Source organism: Nostoc commune NIES-4072, assembly GCF_003113895.1.
Classification (GTDB): domain Bacteria; phylum Cyanobacteriota; class Cyanobacteriia; order Cyanobacteriales; family Nostocaceae; genus Nostoc; species Nostoc commune.
The window spans coordinates 17,466-34,879 of sequence record NZ_BDUD01000008.1; the positions used below are offsets into that span (position 1 = coordinate 17,466).

Here is a 17,414-nt window from a genome sequence, read left to right on the forward strand (position 1 = left end):
GATTAGTGATTTAGCTATTAATTTTTGATGTCGCCAATGTTGATCCTGAAAGACCCACCAAGCGATTTTCAACTCCCACCGCACAATGAAGCGGCGTTAGAGATGCTTAGGGAGGCGAAAGACTATGAATCGACTGTTGCTCTAGCGGCTAGTGGTGCTGCGCTGGCTACAGGTGGCATAGTTCATCCGTTAGGTTGGTTACTTTTTGGATTGGCTTACAAGCCTTTGGTAGCCACTCAAAAACTGGCACGGTTGGAAAAATTAACAGCCGAACTTTTGGATGAGTTTAAAAGCGAGGGAATACAAGTCTTTCCAGTGCTAAAGGTAGAAGACAAGAACCCTATCGACTTGTTTGTGAGATTTGAGCGAAAAGTCCATCTGTTTATCTCAATTCGCTCAATAGGAGATAAGGAGATTGTCTACAACGAAACTAGAGAGGTTTTGCAGATCAAGAGGAAAGACAAACATGGACTAAAAGTTTGGAATCCTTGCCCACTGCTTGAATTGGCAGATTACGAGAAGTGGTTGAGCAAGAACAGGGACTTGTTTGCAATGTCTTCCCGTGAAGCTACAAAAACGCCCTCAGCAAAAGTTTTGGTCTTATGGCCTCCCACCAAGGCGGCTATTGATCACAATTCACACCTTTATTCTGAAGTTGGAAGTATGAAAATTCTAGCTCTCAGAAGAAAAGGAACTGCATTTGTAATTCAACAGGAGGAAGTTACCGAGTTTATTAAGGCTTGGTTAGCCAAGTACGAATGACTAAAAACTGAAAACCCCGCGTCCCGGTAGGACAGCGAGGTTTTCCAATGGAATTGGGGTATCTGGTTTTCACAGCCCGGATTAATATCCCTAATAGTAATCTTATCTTACATGATTGGAGTGTTAAGCCCTTGTTACACTGCACACCTAGCGACAAAAAGTAATTCAGGAATTTTAAGTAATTTTGTGCTTATATTTCTGAAAGGTTGTATTAGAAGATTACTGCCAAAGGATAGCTCCAATTCCTCCACCACACATCAAGGAGGAATTGCTCAATGTCACCATTACAACAGTTTAATAACTCGCTTCAGCATCAACAATTGAATAATAAACGTGCTGAAGCATTAGATGTTGAACCAGAGCTTGCTGAAGGTAATAAAATCAAGTTCGCGTTTAACGCAACTGGAAAAAACAAAGACTGGGACTTTAAGAAGCTGGCCGGTAACTTCATTGATGTAGAGGGCACTCTAGCCGATGTCCAGGAACATATTAAAGCAGGTCACGCCATCTGTGCCGGACTGTTAAACGGCAAATGGCGCAGTAAGGCCAATGTGATCGGTTCTCAGTGGCTACTACTCGACATTGATAATTCCAATATCGCCCGTGATGCTTATGACTTGCCGATTAAAGACGAAAACGGGAATTACATCAAAGTTTACGATCACCAATTAACCATAGAAGAAGCCTTAGCCCATCCCTTCATTAAAAAACACTGTGCTTTAATTTACACCACAGCCAGCCATAAACCAGAGTGGCATAAATTTCGGTTGGTTTTCCTTCTGCCCCAATATGTTCAGGGTGCTGATACTGTAGAAGCTTGTACACGCTTCCTCATGCAGCAATTGCCCCATGATCCAGCTTGTAAGGATGCAAGTCGTGTATTCTACGGCAGTACAGAAGCCGAATTCCCGCTAGTCAACCCTGAAGCCACTTTACCAGCAGAATGGATAAGTGAAGCGATTGCGATCGCGCAACAGGAACGTATTGAGTATCAGCTAAGAATCCAGGAAATTGAGTCACGGCGTAAAGAGTGGCGTGAGATTTCCCTTACTGAAGGCTGGGACATTGACCAGCTAATCCAGAACGCGCTTTCATTCATCCCACCACGTACCCCAGGAAGCGGTAACTACGACGAATGCCGTCAAGTGCTAATGGCACTGGTTAACCATTATGGGGCATCAGAAGCGGAAATTATAGCCGAGCAGTGGTCGCCCAGTATCAAAGGCGATACTTGGAACATCCACGCTAAGATTCGCAGTTTTCGGCGTGGGGGAATTACGATCGGCACACTGTTTCACATTGCTAAACAGTATGGTTTTCGGTTTCCGCAACGGCAGTATGAACCCAACCTCGGCAACAAAGGAGTAATTAGCCGTGAAGAGTGGGAGCTTGGGCGAGTTAGAGAGGACTTGAGCAGCTTCCAAAATTTATTAAAGCAAGCGATTGCTCCATTTAGTTCGATATTTAAAGGATTTAAAGCCCCATCAACACGCAAGCCCTTACCCGAAATTGACACGCCTTCGCCCAATGTAATTATTTACAAGCCCGGCAATATCCCGTTCCGAACTGACGTTACAGGCAATATCTCTATCTCCTGCCAGCCAGAGGAACATATCACCGCATGGGTAGAGGCTGTTTCTAAGGGCTGGACGCAAATTTTAGATAATTCCCATCCCGGACTAGGTAAGTCTTACAACGCGGGGCAACTGACGGCGACCCTGTTTGGCGTTGATAAACTAATTTACCAGGATGCCAACCATAGAAACCCGTCCACACTGCCCATTGAGACGAATTTCGTTGACTTACCAGTGCGGCACAACGGCTTTAAACTAGACCCCACCCGTAAAACTCCTACAGGTGAGGACTTTAAACTGTGGACTAAAGCGGGTGAGACTGCCGACACTGATGGCAATTGTCACAGAACTTACTTGTTTAATGCCTTCCGCAACAAGAATTTTAGCAGCCTCGATTTTGAAGAGAGCGGCATCAGCCCCATCTGTGGCGGTTGTTCCCTTAAAAATCAGTGCCGTTTCGCTAGTGGTGATGGTTTTGGCTTCCGCTTTCAAAAGCGCACAGTTATTCAAAATTACTCCGAACTCAGAGCGCACCCAGACTCTACACCAGTCACCTTAACTAATGCTGCTGACCAAACTTTCACTGTTGGGCGGTTATGGGAAGAAGCTGGTACACTCATCAAGCCCGTGCGCTCGGTTGATGTGAACCGAGGCGATTTTGAAACTACTGTGGGCAAGCTGCTACTGTTAGAACCAAATCTTCTATCACAGCTGCAACCTGCACTAAAAGTTTTACACCAACTGCTTACTCAGCAACTTAAGCCCACTGACCGCTACGGCTTTGATGATGCCAGCATCCGTGCGCTGCTGCCCCCTTTCCCCACAGGCTTAGATATCGAAGCCATTCGCCAAGCCTCAGAACCTGATTTGACTTTCTTAGAAGACTTGGACTCAATTGATATTACCCAAGATAAACAACTCAAAAAAAGCTCTGCGGCTCGTTATGCTGCCAAAAAGGTAGTTAAAGACAGCGCACGAACGGCAGGCAGGGAGTTTCTTGACTTGCCTAATTACTGGTTGCCTGACTTCCTCCTCGCTTGGAAAGGTGATGGTAGTTTTCAATCTCAATGGGGTGTACTCAGCATTCACCGCCGAAATCCCAAACATACTGAATTGGCCCACTCTGCCAAATTTAATATTTACCTTGATGCCACATTCAAATCCCAGCAGTTGAAATTGAAATTGGGCATCGATGAGCCTGTGTTAGTCATCGAGCAACAACGCCCAGACTACGACAATTTAAAAGTGGTCAACGTTACGGGGCTGGGTAAACTGCCCAAAAATCGCTCTCTTCCACTTAGCGCTCGTGTTAACGCCCTCAAAGAAACCTTGAAAAAACTCTGCCCCAACCTTGGCATTATCGATTGGAAACAGATTGCAACACAAGCCGAGGGGCGCACAGAATACGGTCACTTTGTCGATGGGCGTGGTGTTAATCGCTTTAGTGAGTGTGATGCGATCGCTTCTTTTGGCATTCCCTACCAGAACATCGGTGTTTTAGCAGCACAATATCAGGTGATGACTGGTGAAACAGTCAACCTGGAGGATAAAAACAGCACTTTCCAAAAGTATCTCACAGACCTGATCCGTGCAGAAATCATCCAAGAGATTGGGCGATTACGCGCTCATCGTCGCCCCAATGTGGAGCTAACATTCTACTTCTGCGCTGACTATGACCTTAGTTTCCTTGATCGTGAATTACCAGGAGTTAAATTAGAAAGCGTTGATGCCTGCGATTTCTGCATTGAAGCGGGTAGCCGAGATCAGCAGACGGGACACGCCATCGTCAAAGCGTTTACCCAGCTTTGGCAGTCAAACCAGAAAATTGGACAAAAGGCGATCGCCAAAATCATAGACACTACCCAAGGATGGGTGAGCCGATTTACCCAACGCTGGGGGGGTTGGCAGCACTTTAAAAAATTATTACTCCTGCTATTAGATAGTCTTAATAGCGGTAGTAATAAAAATTTGGCTGACTTAGACGACGATGAAAAGTGGTTAGCCCATACATACTTCCCGATGTTGATTGCTGAATCAGAATCATCACTCTCAAGTGTGCAAGAAGGGGTGGCAGAAGTTGCCCAAGTTTTTGATACTAGGGCGATGCGGCGAGTTTTACACTTCTGCACGCCCCAAGTTAGGGCTTCACTGCTGATGATTGTACTGAGTTGTCTGCCCACTGAAGTTTACTCAATTTCAGTTTCTTCAATCTCTGGGTCACTCGCAGAACCTGCGCTATCACCTTGAACAGTCATAAGAACTGATTCCAGACGATAACCAGCTTCGCGGATGTAATATCCAGCTGCACCCACGTCTTCAAACACGTTGTCAAATTGGGGATGAGTTGACGGAAAAATCTTTCTCAGGCGTGAGCTGATTCCTGAGAGTTCTTGCTGAATTGCGATTAGTTCTTGAGTATCATCATCCATGATTTATTTACCACAAAGATAGTTGCCCCGGTGAAACATTTGATTTTCCACCCCTATGGTATAAAAGGTGACAAGCACTACAAAGAGCTATAAGGTTGCCTCTGTGGTTATTTGCTGGATTTCTGTCCCAATGATGAACCTGTAAAGTGTACACTCTGCGTTTTGAGCGTGTTATATGTGATGTTTTTTCACCAGGGGGAATGCACTGTAATCCACATTTTTGACAACGCCACTGGGCTTGTTGCTTAATTGCAGTGGCAAGTTCTGACCAATTGTCTGGGTATAGAGAATAGGTGAACGTCATCAATCTAATTAAACTAAAGCTTTGAGAATTGTAATGCTTCGAGGGCTGGGCTACGTTTGAAAAAATATTACTCCTGCTATTAGATAGTCTTAATAGCGATAGTAATAAAAATTTGGCTGACTTAGACGACGATGAAAAGTGGTTTGCCTATGAATACTTCCCCACGCTGATTACTGAATCGGAATCATCACCCGATGATGCCCTGAAGTATATAGCTGAAGTTGCCACAAGTGTTACTAACACTGCAATGCGGCGGATTCTGCACAGTTGCACCCCGGCTGTTAGGGCTGGCTTATTGATGATTATCCTGCGTTGCTTACCTGCCGAGGTTTACTCAGACCAATCCATTTTCAATGCTGTTACTCCGGTACAAACGGCCTGTGATTCATCTGTGACACTCTAAAATTTATCCGTTTTTAATTTCTACTGACCTATCAGTAATAAAAGATGCTCCCTTTCATGATTGCGTACTTAATCATTGAGTGAGCGTCCTGCTCAACATATCTATAGCTGTTTTGCTCTCCTCAATTATCACTACGCACACTACCATCGGGCATGAGGGTTTCCTCGAAAAGGCAATCTTTGAAGTTGACTCCAAAAACTCTGTCATCCCTGAATTTAGGGGCAGATATAGCGTAACTGATACCAGGGGCAAGATAGCCTCAAATGCTTATCTAGTAAGCTTTTTGGTGCATCAAAAGTTGATTGATGTACGACTAAATAGCGGTAGCAATGAGCGAAAAATTTTGCTGCCTTATTTTTCATATACTTCTCTAATCCTTACCTAGCAAGGATTAGAGAAGTCGCTGTTGCCAAACGGGCGGTTGTTGCCCCTGGTGTCAGCCATGCTATATCTACCCCAAATAGGAAAAAGGTTGAGATTGTACGGTTTCTACTGGATGAAGCACTTAAAGACGTAGAAAAGTAATGCAGTAATTGATGCAGCAATGCAGTAATTAAGTAAATAAAGATTTATGGGGCGATCGCGGGTTTGGGGTGCGATCACCTTTTCCTTTCCTCTAAGAAATTGCTTGCTCAACTACATTAAGCAATTTCCTTGCAGGTTCATGACGTTATTCTGATGTTAAGCATGACCAAGGAAAATGTTAATTTTTAATAAGGATCGCTTGGCTCAAACAAAAAGGCGATCACACTATGACCGCCTTTTTCTGTAAAAAGCTGATAGTTTTAAATACATTCTGTTACTTCAAATTATCATAAATATGACTAACAACAGTAACATTATTGAAAAAATAAAAGAATTAGAAGCAAATTCTAGACTTATTAAAACAGCGCATTATTTAGCTGTTAAACGAAAGAAGTTGACACATAGAGTTTTAGGTTTGTTAATCATAATAATAAACATTATGATCTTTTCTCCTTTTCTGGAATTAGTTATGTCTAAATATTCTGCTGCGATTGCTGTAAAATTTTTGGCTATTCTTAGTGCCTCTTTAGCTGCAATTCAAACGCTCTTTAACTATCAAAAAGATATAGAATTACATTTAGATGCTGGAGATAAGTATACATATATTTACCGTAAAAGTGGAGTTGTTCGGTCAAAATATATGGATTGTTTAATTCAGCAAGATAAGTTTGTAGAAGAGTTTGATGCCTTGTTTGAGGATTATCTTGATGCAAATAATCAGTATAAAGTATGTATTCCATCTAATAGTGACTATAACAAAGCGCAAAAAGAAATTAATAAGCGGGATGAAGAAAAAGCTTTACGAAAGTCAAAGCAGTCTGAAGAGGCAAGTCAGCAGAAGGTATTGACAAATAAAAATGGTCAATTGTCAATTGGATCTTAAGAGCAAGCAGTTTTTATTTGAGAAAGCGATTGCTCTCTACTGCAAGCAATCACCCTACTATCCTCTAATAATAATGCGATCGCAGTCAAGGTGAGGCAGCGATCGCCTTCATCCTGGGGCAGATATAGCGTAGCTGATACCAGGGGCAAGATAGCCTCAAATGCTTATCTAGTAAGCTTTTTGGTGCATCAAAAGTTGATTGATGTACGACTAAATAGCGGTAGCAATGAGCGAAAAATTTTGCTGCCTTATTTTTCATATACTTCTCTAATCCTTACCTAGCAAGGATTAGAGAAGTCGCTGTTGCCAAACGGGCGGTTGTTGCCCCTGGTGTCAGCCATGCTATATCTACCCCTAGTTGCTTAGATTTCATCATCACTGTAAAAGCTTGATACAAAAGCTAACCTGTTTGGTTTACTAGTTAGTTCTGATTTATCCTACTGCTCCTGTGCTACTGGCTGTTGTTTTTTCCTCTTGTCCGTTGTGTCCTTTACAAGTGCTTCTTCAGCTTCGCTGTTTCCAACAACTGCTGACTGATTTTCAGTAGCCTCATTCTCTGACGTACTACTGCCGCCATTATCAGAAGTCTTATGACGGCGACGGCTGCTTTTCTTCAACTCACCGATTAAATATTTGATTCTGCTGCCCGTCAAATTAATCCCCAGACCCTTCAGCATCTCTGAAACTTCATCGTAAGTGTAGCCATACTTATCAGAGGTCAGTTTCTCGATATACCTCCTCATCTTGCGAACGGCTTCTCTGTCCGATATATCCTCTCGCTCTTTTGGCTTCTGCTCCTTAAGTGCTTTGATAGCCTCATCAATCTTGCTTTTAGTAATCTGATCAGAATCTTTTAGTTCAACCATTGCTATGAAATTAAATTGATTATTATAATTCCCTTATTTTCCACTATTTTTATAAAAAGTATAACTCCAGATTCAAAGCAAGTTTCAGCTACGCTGATTAGAATTTTCGTTGCTGCTACGCCGTCACCATCATTTATTAGATGCTGATATATTTCTCCTGCTCAAACTATGCTGTCGGCTGTCGCTATGTTCCCCCTGACGTTGAGTGTTGCTGACTATAGCCAAATCACACCGATTATGCCGTCGTAGTAATTTAGCAAACACTGATATAATTATGACGAAACAGCTATGCTGTTATTGTCTTTCATCCCACCCTGAATGACCCGAACCTGTCCCCCCAGCTACGCTGTCGTTTCCTCGCCCCCAGTCTCTCGTTCTGCCTCCGTACATACGTAGCACACGACACCTCGCATAACCCCGTATTTTGGCTTGAAGCCAGCCATGCCTCAAAGCTTACGCTTTGTCTCGCTGCGCTCGAACGGCAGACTGGTTCAAGTGGGGAAGCCCCCCTTGAAAAACCCCCCTCGCAATGTCCCTCAATCTTCTCGATTTATGGCGAATCGCAAGCAGTCAAAAGCTCTAGTCCGAAAGCATATTTTCCCAGTCAGATTGAGCGACATCGAACTGGACTTGCTGCGAATAAAATCACTTGATGCAGGGATGTCAGCGAGTGAATTAATGAGGCGTAATGCATTGATGCGTCCATTACCCAAACGACTGAGTAAAATTAGTCTACAAACATATTGGGAATTAGGACAAATTGGGAACAATCTAAACCAGCTTGTCAAAGCAACCAACACAGCACTCTTAGTTGGGCGAACTTTACCTACTGATCCAGAACTGCTAAGAGAACTTTTAGAACTGCTGCATCAGTGCAGACGAGACATTGCCTCGGATGATATTGAAGACGAAGATTCGGAAGAGGAAGAGGATGATTGGGAAGCAGACTAAAGGCAGAGGTTTTCGCAAGCTGCTAGATTATTTAGAATCGCGCGAAGATGCTAAACTAATCGGCGGCAATATGAGCGGGAGAAATGCCCGTGAATTGGCGCGGGAATTTAAGCTGTCTCGACAACTAAATTCTGATGCAGACCGAGTTGTTTATCATGTTTCTCTATCAGCAGCCAAGGGCGACAAATTAGATGATGAAAAGTGGAGCGAGATTGGCTCACGCTACATGAAGGAAATGGGTTTTGATGCCAATCAGTTTGTCATCTTCCGCCACCATAACACCGACGACGACCACATCCACATTGCAGCCAGCCGAATCAGGATGGACACGGGGCTAGTAGTGCATGATTCCTGGGATTATGTACGCTCTGAGAAAGTTCTGCGGCAGATTGAAATTGATTATGATTTGGTGCAAGTGCAAGGCAGTAGAGAGAAACTTCAGCGCACACCCAGCACCGGACAAATTAGACGCATAAGGCGAGAGCAAGAAGAATTTTCACAGGGACAACGTGACTCTCCTCCACAACGCATCATCAAAGAGTCAGTTCAGCAGACAATTGACAGAGCCGGAGTTGATAATCCCCAAATGCCAACGCTGATCATGCGCTTGCAGCAAGCTGGCATTAGTGTCAGAACAGGATTTACCAGAAATGGGAAGTCTAAAGGCATTTCTTATGAGAAAGATGGGCAAGCTTTTAGTGGTACACAGTTAGGGGCAGCTTATACCTTCCCTGGTTTGCAAAAACATCTTGGCGTTGACTACCAAACAGAACGCGATGATGAACCTATTCATGAATTGCTGCTCAAACCTGTTAAACCACGAAGAGTTGAGCAGTTAGAAAAACTCTTTCAAGAAATTGAACGCAAACAACAGCCTCAGTTCACCCCACCACCAGAGGATAAAGTTGTTTGGCAAGTGTTGCACAAGTACTTAAGCGAGAAACGCTATATACCAGATTATATTGTGCAAGGATTACATAATAATCAGTTGCTTTACATGGATGAGCAACGAAATATTTTGTTTATCAAGCGTGATTTAGATGGTGAAAAAACTGGCGCATTAGTTTGGTCAAAGCCTAGAGAAAATCATTGCACTGTGGAGTACGACCAAAACACCTCTACACCTTATGGTTGGTTTTATTTGAGATTAGGAGGGCAACCAAAGTCCAAGGTAGAAAACGTCTTTTTGTGTTCTACACCAATTGATGCAATGTCAGCAGCCACCTACCTGATTTCAAGTTGCAAAGGGCTACCACCAACTAGAACCATGTTGATAGTAGCTGATGACCCGAATAACCTACCTATGGAATTTCTCAAGAGTTTCAATAGGGTTGTCGTAGCATTCAATAATGATCAAGAAGGGAATAACGCAGCTAGTGCAGTATTGGAATTGTTGCCAATTGGTAAAAGGCTCAAAACCCATAATCCTGATTGGAGTCAGGAATTAGAAGCTCATCTCAGGGAGGAGCAACAAAAGCTCTTACAGCAGGATCGTGGTTTTAGTCTGTGAGCCGCGCGGAGCATACACCTGACTCGTGGGTTAAGTTCAAGAAAGAATTTTTGAAGCACAATTGCAACACAAGTGTATTATCAATTCTCAATAATTTTGAAGTTATTGAGAATGAAACAGGCGATTTTCATTGGCTGTAAGTCATTGTCAGTCAGCATTACGCCCGAAATTTTCTCTAAATGTCTTATGCTCAACTGGTAGCAGTAGGGCCACCGTATTGCTACCAGTTGGGGAATCATCAAATTTTCAACAACTCGCTTTTTTACTACTCAACTGGTAGCTGTGTGTCACCAGTTGAGCTACCCAACAGCTACCACTTGAGCAAGGTATTTAGAACTACTATTTTAATACTTATCATCTACATAAACTCTACGTAGCAAGTGGTGTTTGCAGCATAGCTTTGGTGTAACTCACAAGTGGAGTGCAGTTGTGATACTACAAAAGTAGTTATTGAGTATTATTAGTTGACGTTGATTCAAAGTTTTTTTAGTTTTGGTTCAAAAAATGGGTTTTATTTTTTTGCGTACTGTGCGAGAGTTTTAGTCAGGAATTTTTGGCGGAGAAATCAGGGTGGTAAATGAGGTTTTTGGGGTCGAAATCCTTCTTATTACCTTGTGTTTACCTTGTAAATACCTTGGAGATGCCATTGCAGTACCTTATTTTTGGCAAAAAAGAGGCATTTTGTAAAAAACGGTGATTTTCAGTGTTGAAGGTGCAAATAAATCCTTATATTTGCCATTGAGATACCATTGAAATGCCATTGCAAAACCTTATAAATGCCTTTAAAGAGAAAATCCTTGTAAATACCTTATAAATTCCATTCGAGTAAATTAATGCTTAGGGTGCGAAGTTTTTCAGAAGCCAAAAAAATTAGTATGATTTCGCCACCTGCACATAGAGCTTGAAAACCGCAGACAGCAGCAAAGAGGTTTTAGTCGGTAATATCGTGTTGAGCCGACGAACTCGTTGCCGCTTCGCTCAACTCTTGCGGTGCTGGGACGGGGCAATAGTTTACTTGTGCATCAGCCTAGTTTATAAAAGCCCCGCCCAGCACTCCGCTATCGCCGCAAGAGTTGCAACGAGTTCTTTTTTCTTGGAAATAAGACTTTTTAAATCCTTTGGATATATTAATGTTGAATTGCTGTGGCAACAAATCGCTAAATGTAGTGTTTTTAATTTAGGAGTAATTAAATTTATTTATGGAAGATGAGAGAAAGTCTATTGATCGTCGAAAGTTGCTTAAGAGATACGCTGCTGGCGAAAGAGATTTTGCTGGGATTAGAATCAGTTCCTCCGGGCTGGATGGAGAAGATTTGCGCTCAATTGACTTGAGCGGAGCCGATTTGATAGGTGTTGATTTGAGTGGCTCCAACCTGAGTCATGCGAACTTGAGTGGAGCTAACATGCTTTGTGTCAACCTGTATGCTGCTAATCTCAGTCATGCTAATTTGCGTGGGGTTGACTTGAGCGGTGCTGATTGCAGAGGAGCTAACCTCGCTTTTGCCGATCTTGACGAAGCTATCTTGACTGCTACTGATTTCACTGGGGCTGAATTCGATGGCACAGAGATAGAAAATGCTATTTTGATTGCAACCGACTTTAGGGCTGCTCAAAATTTCAATGGCCCGGGACAAGGTTGTTTAGTCTGTAAAACTTTTTGGGCGGATGGGGAATTCTTCAAAGGCCCCGACTGGTATGAATAAACTATTGATTAATTGAATGTGGTATTGCACCGAGATACCAACTAAATATTAATGTGACCTTGATATAGATTTGAACCTATGCGTTGCTATGAAAAACTACTTAATTATCTATTAAAGTAGATGTAAGTAAGAAAAGCAATTAATAAAAATTTGATTACTGCCCTGAAAAGCTGTATTTATAAAGCTTTCAGCCGCCAATACTGTGCAACTTCCTTGCTCGGTCGTGCCTGCGATCGCAGTTTTGGATGTCGGGAAATAGAGGGTTTCCCGACATGGGGTAGAGGCAGCTAATTTAGAGCAATATGTAGTGATTAATGAGAAGGTGTATAGATGAGTATAAACGCCGAGGAATTGTTGAGCTTCTATGCTGCTGGACGGAGAAATTTTGCTACTGCTACTATTGAGGACAAACGTGAAGGTTTTTTCAGAGGTGTTGACCTCAGTGGCATTAATCTTAAAGGTTGTTTTATTGATATCGATTTCAGTGGTGCTACTATGAGAAACGCTATTTTCAGCTATGTTAAATGGGAGCTTGTTGTATGGGAAGATATTGATTTCAGTGGTTCCGATTTCACTGGGGTAAAAGGTATAACGGGGTCTACCTTCATTAATTGCAATTTCAGGGATACTATCTGGGATGGAGCCAATTTGTGGCAACCCGCCTTCGTAGAGTGTACTTTTCCACATTTCGACAGCTTCAAGAATGTCCGAGTTCCTGAAATTCACTTCCTCACTAAATCCCAATACTTCGGCTACTAGAGGAGAATTAAGATTTTTCTTTTCGCTCCCCTCTTTATATACTGCTACTGCTATCAATAAAAATTTAGTCTATTAAGAAAAAACCAAGAAAAAATTTTGATTATTTGGCTAATGTAGAGTACAGCATAAGGCTCTTAACAGCCAATGCTGCTTAAGATGATTGCGAAGTCGTGGCTTTCAAACACTACTCACTTTCTAGCTTTAATACAATTTTTTGATAATACTTAGCTGCCATTTCTTCTGCTTTTTCATAGACCCGCAATGGGTCTTTTAGCATATCACCTGGTTCAACTTCTAAATCGCTAGTTGAAAGTGAGACTCGCCCTTTTTCAACATCAATCCAGGTAATTATTGCTCTAACCCACTCACCTACTTGAAAAACCTGCTGTGGATGCTCAACAGTTTGTTGAGAAATTGTGGTGATATGTAATAGCGCATAATATCCTCCAATATTAACGAAGACACCATACGATTTAATTTTGTGGATAGTGCCATCTACAAGTTGACCAAGTTTAAGTGTTTTTAATCTTGCTATTGCTGAGGCACTACGATTATAAGGTGTTCGGCTTTCTATGAAGTTCTCGCGCAGTCCATATTGTTTGTTTAGCTCAATTCTTCGCTTAGAATACCAACTTGCATCAAATTCATCTAAAGCAATATCAATTGGTAAATTCTTGTATAAGCTGACAAGTGCGTAGGCTTCTGTGATTTGGCCGTTAGCTGTTAAATCGGTAGTCCATAACATTACATCATGTAGAATGACTAGCCATTGTTGTAAGGGCGTTAATTGGTTCCATACAGTTTCACGTCCGGTTTCACTAACCCTGTCACGTCCGCCCCAGTGCATTGCTAAACGTATTCGCCAATTTTGACCAGAAATATTAGATGGTTTGAGCAAAGCTCCCCAATTTGTATTACTCAGATCATCAATGTATGACCATTGTGATGGTTGATACTCATCTTGAAGAAATTTGATGACTCCATCATGAAAAGCCTTGAGCAATTCATAACGAGAAGCAGTAATCTTGAGGCGTGTTGTAGTGTCATTCCCGCACATCCAAGGCTCAATTCTCAATTGCACAACTAGATCGCTCAAACACTCAACTATCATCTCTACTCCATGACCTTCCTCATCGATGATCATTTTGGCGGGTAGTTGTGAGTCTCGAATTTGTCCCAGCCAAATGTACAGTTCTTGATAAGGATTGAATGTAGATGATGTCCAAATTTGGGTGCAAATATGATCAGCTTCTATACGGAGCAAAATCCATCCTCTGAGAATATCTTCATTAGAGGATTGTGTAAGGGTCACTCTCATTTATTCAAAACAATATACCGCGATCGCTCACAGACAAAACCAATTTAACACCACCAAAACCATACACAAGTTAATAAGTATTATTTTCAACATTCGGTTTTCTGCTTCTCCAGCCCCGACCGGGCAATAGAGATGCACAGCACTGGCTCTCAAAACCATTAGTATCCCTCGGCTGTAGCAACCAATTTCAGAAAACCTGTCCTGAATGATATTTAAGGATAATGCTCTGACCAATATCTTTTAATTGTGCGAAATCGGGTTTAGGAAAAACGTTTTTCCTAAATTCATTTCCATGTCTATCCTGCCGCCCCTCTCCCTCATCGTTATGGTTTTCTTGCTTTCTGGCTTTCTGGTTCTCCAAACTTTTGAGTTAGCGCTTCAACAATAACTGAGGTTACAGTAATCCCTTGCTCTTTAGCTTTAGACATCCAGTAGCGACGTTGGGATATAGGGACTTTGACACACAGATTGACCATCTGTTCAAGCTCTGGCTCTTGTGATGGTAAACCAGATGTCTGGTCTGATGTATTTATGGCTTTCTGGTTTTCTGGTTCTGTTTCTCTGGCTTTTTTAATCAAATCACCGTACTTGCTCATTTCAAAATCTCCATAACTTCTTTACCTAGCGCAAGGTAATCAGCCCAAGCTGTTTTTAAACGTGAGTCATCAACATCCCGAATAGGGACACCAGCCATTGCTGCTTTCTCAAAGCCGACAGTACGCCGGATCATTGCCTGAAATACGGGGATGCCTCCATTCAACAAATCCTGACGCAGTGTTTCGCCTTCTCTGCTGGGATAGGGAGGAACAATAGTAAGCAAGCAGCGATAGTTTGTCTCACCCAAATCTTTCACCATCAATAGCATTGGCTCAAGGCTTACAATGTCCGGTTTTGTAGGCAGTATTAAAAGGTCGCAGCCTTTAGCTAATTCCTTTAGATCATCTGAGTCAGGTCTAGCTGGGGTGTCGATGACCACAAATTGAGCATCGGCAATTACCTTTAAGGCTTGACGTTCGTCCACCGCAGGAAAGGGGAATGACCCGCGTTTTGACCACGCCAGGGCGGTACGGTTCTGGTCGCCATCTACAAGAACTGTTTTACCAAGTTCACTAAAGAAAGTTGCAAGATGCACTGCTGTAGTGCTTTTTCCGACTCCTCCCTTGTATCCAGTGATCGTTACAATTTTCTTTTGACTGTCCATATTTCTGGTAAACCATAAATCTGGTTTTCTGGTTTTCTGACTTTTGGGCTTGGACTAAATCATACTCAACATTTGTCAACGAAGTCACGTATATTTGTAGCCCACTCTTTTTTAGAACAAGCTCTTGTTCTAAACTGGTCTTTAAGCGAAATCAGACAGCGTATTAGTGAAAAGAAAGCCGCAGCCTCTACCCCAAACACCGAGTCTAACAATTACAAAGAGCGCTTTACTGCTGCGATTACTAAACTAAGAAAATCTCATATTTGGTCAGACCCGAAGAAGCGCAAGCAAATAGAAAAAGGGAGCAATGCGATTTTGTGAGGTAGGCAAGCAGGGGAGGCAGGGGAGGCAGGGGAGGCAGGGGGAGAGAAAGAAATTAAGTATACTTCAGGGTATGTCGGTAGCAAAAATTACTACTTTCTCTCTTTACTCCCCCTGCTTCCCCTGCTCCCCCTGCCCCCCCCTCACAAGTGTAGGTTTTTTACAATCAGATCTAGAAAGAGGTAAGACTTGGAAGACTTGGGGGGAAAGTAGACAAGGAAGCTTTTTTACGCCAGAACCATTCATTGAGATTAGGAAGTATTGGCAGCAGCAGCAGATGTACTGTGGTAGGGTTGTGGAAACAAACCAGTTAAAGAAATAGCCTTGCCGTTAAGTAAGTCAGCAAGAATATGAATTAAACCTTGAAGAAAACAAGAAATCTTACAAACAGTTTTTTTGGGAATATCTTGTTTTTTGTCCAGATGATTTGGAGAAAGTTCTTTCGATAAATTATTTAGGTAATGTGGCTCTATATCAGTGCCAATTGTTATAGTCCAAAGGGTAGCTACAGCCATAGCTAACCATACCCTTTCGGCTCTATTTGGTTCTCGTAAACGAGTTTTATGCCACTGCCAACCATCACTTTTGATATCCCGATAACTACACTCAATCCAAGAACGTAAAGAATACCAGAGAGCATCCCCTTGTTGGGGTAGTAAATCCGTGACAATTAACCAAGGATCTTTGTAACCTTCATCCCAACGGGCAAGTATTGTGCAATTGAGTGGATTAGTTTTAAAACAGGTGACTATTCCAGACCAACTCGTCCCTGTTTTTTGTACTAGTTTATCTAAAAACTGCCATTCGGTCTCTCCTCTAATTTGATATGTTCCAGTATAATTAATTCGTAAAAAAGGATGCCAATTCAAAGCGCAAATTGCGTCAAACAACCAGTCAGCATAGAGTCCTCTATCTGCTGAAACAACGACTTGCATTTCCGGAGGAACAACATCTTTCAATGATTGGAATAATTGCTGCCAATGAGGTTTCCAAGCTCCTTTTTCTGTTCCTTTGACAATTTTCCAAGCTACAGGAATGCCGCAACCCCGATAGAGAACATGAACAGAAAGAACCGTGAAGTGTTGTCCAATATTAGTGCTATCTACCGCAAGAGGAAGCCATTTTTCTTCACTGTTCCACATACTCAAAATCCATTGGAGTAGGGGAGCAAAGCACTTAGTTACATCTATAGCAGTTCTTTTTTTTCCTGTTTTGGCATCTGCTTCTTGATACCATTCTTTTAGTCTTTGTCGAACTGCATTAGTGTTCTCTTGATTAAGCCTGCCGATAAATTCTGAGACTCTGGTTAGACTACTTGAGCCTGTCATTACTATCCCAAAGCTCCAAGTAGCTAAACCTGCTACTTCTGGCAAAGATAGATCAGGGAAATGATAACTAACAATTTTCGCCCATTCTTTGAGATACTTATTCTTTAGCATTCTTCAACCAATTAACCAATCTTCTGGTTGATTAATCATCTTGACTAATCCGCTTAATACTTGATTATATGCACCAGATAAATTTTTTTCCTCTTCTATCGATAAATACTGATATCTGAGAGCAAACTTCAGCCAAACCTGGGTTTCTGCTGCTTCTGCTTCACATTCGTTTAATTTAGCGATAAATGAGGCTTTATATCTTCTTTTTCGCCAAGCCTCTGCTAAGTTGGCACAAACTGAGCGAGATGAACGACGAATTTGGTCTGTAAGAGAGTATCTTTCTTCCTCTGGGAACCGTTTTGATATCTCAAAAATAGTTATAGCTGCCTGAAATGCTTTTTGGTAGATGATTAAATCTTCGTGGGTTATAATTTTTCTGCGTTCTTCCTCCTTGTCCACTTTCCCTCCTTGTCTACCTAGTCTTACCTCATTCTAGATGTTTTTTGTAAAAAACCTACACTTGTGA

Annotated in this window: 16 protein-coding genes; 7 read left to right on the plus strand and 9 right to left on the minus strand. The window is 42.1% G+C overall.

Annotated elements, in window-relative coordinates:
• Positions 1-36: 36 nt before the first annotated feature.
• A complete protein-coding gene (locus CDC33_RS37055; protein ID WP_181374390.1) occupies positions 37-762 on the plus strand; it encodes a hypothetical protein in 726 nt (241 codons plus the stop codon).
• Between the two features lie 275 nt (positions 763-1,037).
• Positions 1,038-4,583, plus strand: a complete 3,546-nt coding sequence (locus tag CDC33_RS37060) for a PriCT-2 domain-containing protein (protein WP_109013521.1) — start codon at positions 1,038-1,040, stop codon at positions 4,581-4,583.
• Here the strand turns inward: CDC33_RS37060 and CDC33_RS38115 are convergent.
• The gene (locus tag CDC33_RS38115) at positions 4,523-4,765 is read right to left on the minus strand and encodes a hypothetical protein (protein WP_146195946.1); all 243 of its coding nucleotides are present in this window, start codon (positions 4,763-4,765) and stop codon (positions 4,523-4,525) included. The genes CDC33_RS37060 and CDC33_RS38115 overlap by 61 nt on opposite strands.
• 416 nt (positions 4,766-5,181) lie before the next feature.
• On the opposite strand from CDC33_RS38115, the gene CDC33_RS37070 reads away from it, so the two are divergent.
• Positions 5,182-5,472 (plus strand): hypothetical protein, encoded by a 291-nt coding sequence (locus tag CDC33_RS37070; protein WP_109013523.1) that lies wholly within the window; start codon positions 5,182-5,184, stop codon positions 5,470-5,472.
• An 820-nt stretch (positions 5,473-6,292) separates the two neighbouring features.
• The gene (locus CDC33_RS37075) at positions 6,293-6,880 is read left to right on the plus strand and encodes an SLATT domain-containing protein (protein ID WP_109013524.1); all 588 of its coding nucleotides are present in this window, start codon (positions 6,293-6,295) and stop codon (positions 6,878-6,880) included.
• An 85-nt stretch (positions 6,881-6,965) separates the two neighbouring features.
• Here the strand turns inward: CDC33_RS37075 and CDC33_RS39715 are convergent, their stop codons facing one another.
• Complete coding sequence (locus tag CDC33_RS39715; RefSeq protein ID WP_181374391.1) at positions 6,966-7,139, minus strand: hypothetical protein; 174 nt, start codon at positions 7,137-7,139, stop codon at positions 6,966-6,968.
• Positions 7,140-7,317: 178 nt separating this feature from the next.
• Positions 7,318-7,746: a hypothetical protein gene (locus CDC33_RS37080; protein WP_109013525.1), complete on the minus strand. Its 429-nt coding sequence runs from the start codon at positions 7,744-7,746 to the stop codon at positions 7,318-7,320.
• Positions 7,747-8,256: 510 nt separating this feature from the next.
• On the opposite strand from CDC33_RS37080, the gene CDC33_RS37085 reads away from it, so the two are divergent.
• The 3 genes from CDC33_RS37085 to CDC33_RS37095 all read left to right on the plus strand — a co-directional run bounded on the left by CDC33_RS37085 (position 8,257) and on the right by CDC33_RS37095 (position 11,910).
• Entirely contained in the window at positions 8,257-8,697 is a 441-nt protein-coding gene (locus CDC33_RS37085; RefSeq protein ID WP_244919591.1) for a plasmid mobilization protein, read from the plus strand.
• Complete coding sequence (locus CDC33_RS39720) at positions 8,678-10,207, plus strand: relaxase/mobilization nuclease domain-containing protein (protein WP_181374392.1); 1,530 nt, start codon at positions 8,678-8,680, stop codon at positions 10,205-10,207. The genes CDC33_RS37085 and CDC33_RS39720 overlap by 20 nt, the downstream gene beginning before the upstream one ends.
• 1,199 nt (positions 10,208-11,406) lie before the next feature.
• A complete protein-coding gene (locus CDC33_RS37095) occupies positions 11,407-11,910 on the plus strand; it encodes a pentapeptide repeat-containing protein (protein WP_219930158.1) in 504 nt (167 codons plus the stop codon).
• Positions 11,911-12,021: 111 nt separating this feature from the next.
• Here the strand turns inward: CDC33_RS37095 and CDC33_RS41050 are convergent, their stop codons facing one another.
• The 6 genes from CDC33_RS41050 to CDC33_RS37130 all read right to left on the minus strand — a co-directional run bounded on the left by CDC33_RS41050 (position 12,022) and on the right by CDC33_RS37130 (position 17,347).
• Positions 12,022-12,597 (minus strand): hypothetical protein, encoded by a 576-nt coding sequence (locus CDC33_RS41050; protein ID WP_244919592.1) that lies wholly within the window; start codon positions 12,595-12,597, stop codon positions 12,022-12,024.
• 256 nt (positions 12,598-12,853) lie between these two features.
• Complete coding sequence (locus tag CDC33_RS37105; RefSeq protein WP_109013527.1) at positions 12,854-13,987, minus strand: S1 RNA-binding domain-containing protein; 1,134 nt, start codon at positions 13,985-13,987, stop codon at positions 12,854-12,856.
• Positions 13,988-14,310: 323 nt separating this feature from the next.
• A complete protein-coding gene (locus tag CDC33_RS37110; protein WP_109013528.1) occupies positions 14,311-14,583 on the minus strand; it encodes a hypothetical protein in 273 nt (90 codons plus the stop codon).
• The gene (locus tag CDC33_RS37115) at positions 14,580-15,188 is read right to left on the minus strand and encodes a nucleotide-binding protein (RefSeq protein ID WP_109013529.1); all 609 of its coding nucleotides are present in this window, start codon (positions 15,186-15,188) and stop codon (positions 14,580-14,582) included. The genes CDC33_RS37110 and CDC33_RS37115 overlap by 4 nt, the downstream gene beginning before the upstream one ends.
• A gap of 572 nt (positions 15,189-15,760) precedes the next feature.
• Positions 15,761-16,948, minus strand: a complete 1,188-nt coding sequence (locus CDC33_RS37125) for a transposase (RefSeq protein ID WP_109007604.1) — start codon at positions 16,946-16,948, stop codon at positions 15,761-15,763.
• Between the two features lie 3 nt (positions 16,949-16,951).
• Positions 16,952-17,347 carry a four helix bundle protein gene (locus tag CDC33_RS37130; RefSeq protein ID WP_109007605.1) on the minus strand — a complete coding sequence of 132 codons (396 nt, stop codon included), beginning with the start codon at positions 17,345-17,347 and terminating at the stop codon, positions 16,952-16,954.
• Positions 17,348-17,414 lie beyond the last annotated feature (67 nt).

Coding starts and splice junctions, on each gene's coding strand:
- CDC33_RS37055 (WP_181374390.1), top strand. CDS start 37: ATGTTGATCCTGAAAGACCCACCAAGCGATTTTCAACTCCCACCGCAC.
- CDC33_RS37060 (WP_109013521.1), top strand. CDS start 1,038: ATGTCACCATTACAACAGTTTAATAACTCGCTTCAGCATCAACAATTG.
- CDC33_RS38115 (WP_146195946.1), bottom strand. CDS start 4,765: ATGGATGATGATACTCAAGAACTAATCGCAATTCAGCAAGAACTCTCA.
- CDC33_RS37075 (WP_109013524.1), top strand. CDS start 6,293: ATGACTAACAACAGTAACATTATTGAAAAAATAAAAGAATTAGAAGCA.
- CDC33_RS39715 (WP_181374391.1), bottom strand. CDS start 7,139: ATGAAAAATAAGGCAGCAAAATTTTTCGCTCATTGCTACCGCTATTTA.
- CDC33_RS37080 (WP_109013525.1), bottom strand. CDS start 7,746: ATGGTTGAACTAAAAGATTCTGATCAGATTACTAAAAGCAAGATTGAT.
- CDC33_RS39720 (WP_181374392.1), top strand. CDS start 8,678: ATGATTGGGAAGCAGACTAAAGGCAGAGGTTTTCGCAAGCTGCTAGAT.
- CDC33_RS37095 (WP_219930158.1), top strand. CDS start 11,407: ATGGAAGATGAGAGAAAGTCTATTGATCGTCGAAAGTTGCTTAAGAGA.
- CDC33_RS41050 (WP_244919592.1), bottom strand. CDS start 12,597: ATGTGGAAAAGTACACTCTACGAAGGCGGGTTGCCACAAATTGGCTCC.
- CDC33_RS37105 (WP_109013527.1), bottom strand. CDS start 13,987: ATGAGAGTGACCCTTACACAATCCTCTAATGAAGATATTCTCAGAGGA.
- CDC33_RS37110 (WP_109013528.1), bottom strand. CDS start 14,583: ATGAGCAAGTACGGTGATTTGATTAAAAAAGCCAGAGAAACAGAACCA.
- CDC33_RS37115 (WP_109013529.1), bottom strand. CDS start 15,188: ATGGACAGTCAAAAGAAAATTGTAACGATCACTGGATACAAGGGAGGA.
- CDC33_RS37125 (WP_109007604.1), bottom strand. CDS start 16,948: ATGCTAAAGAATAAGTATCTCAAAGAATGGGCGAAAATTGTTAGTTAT.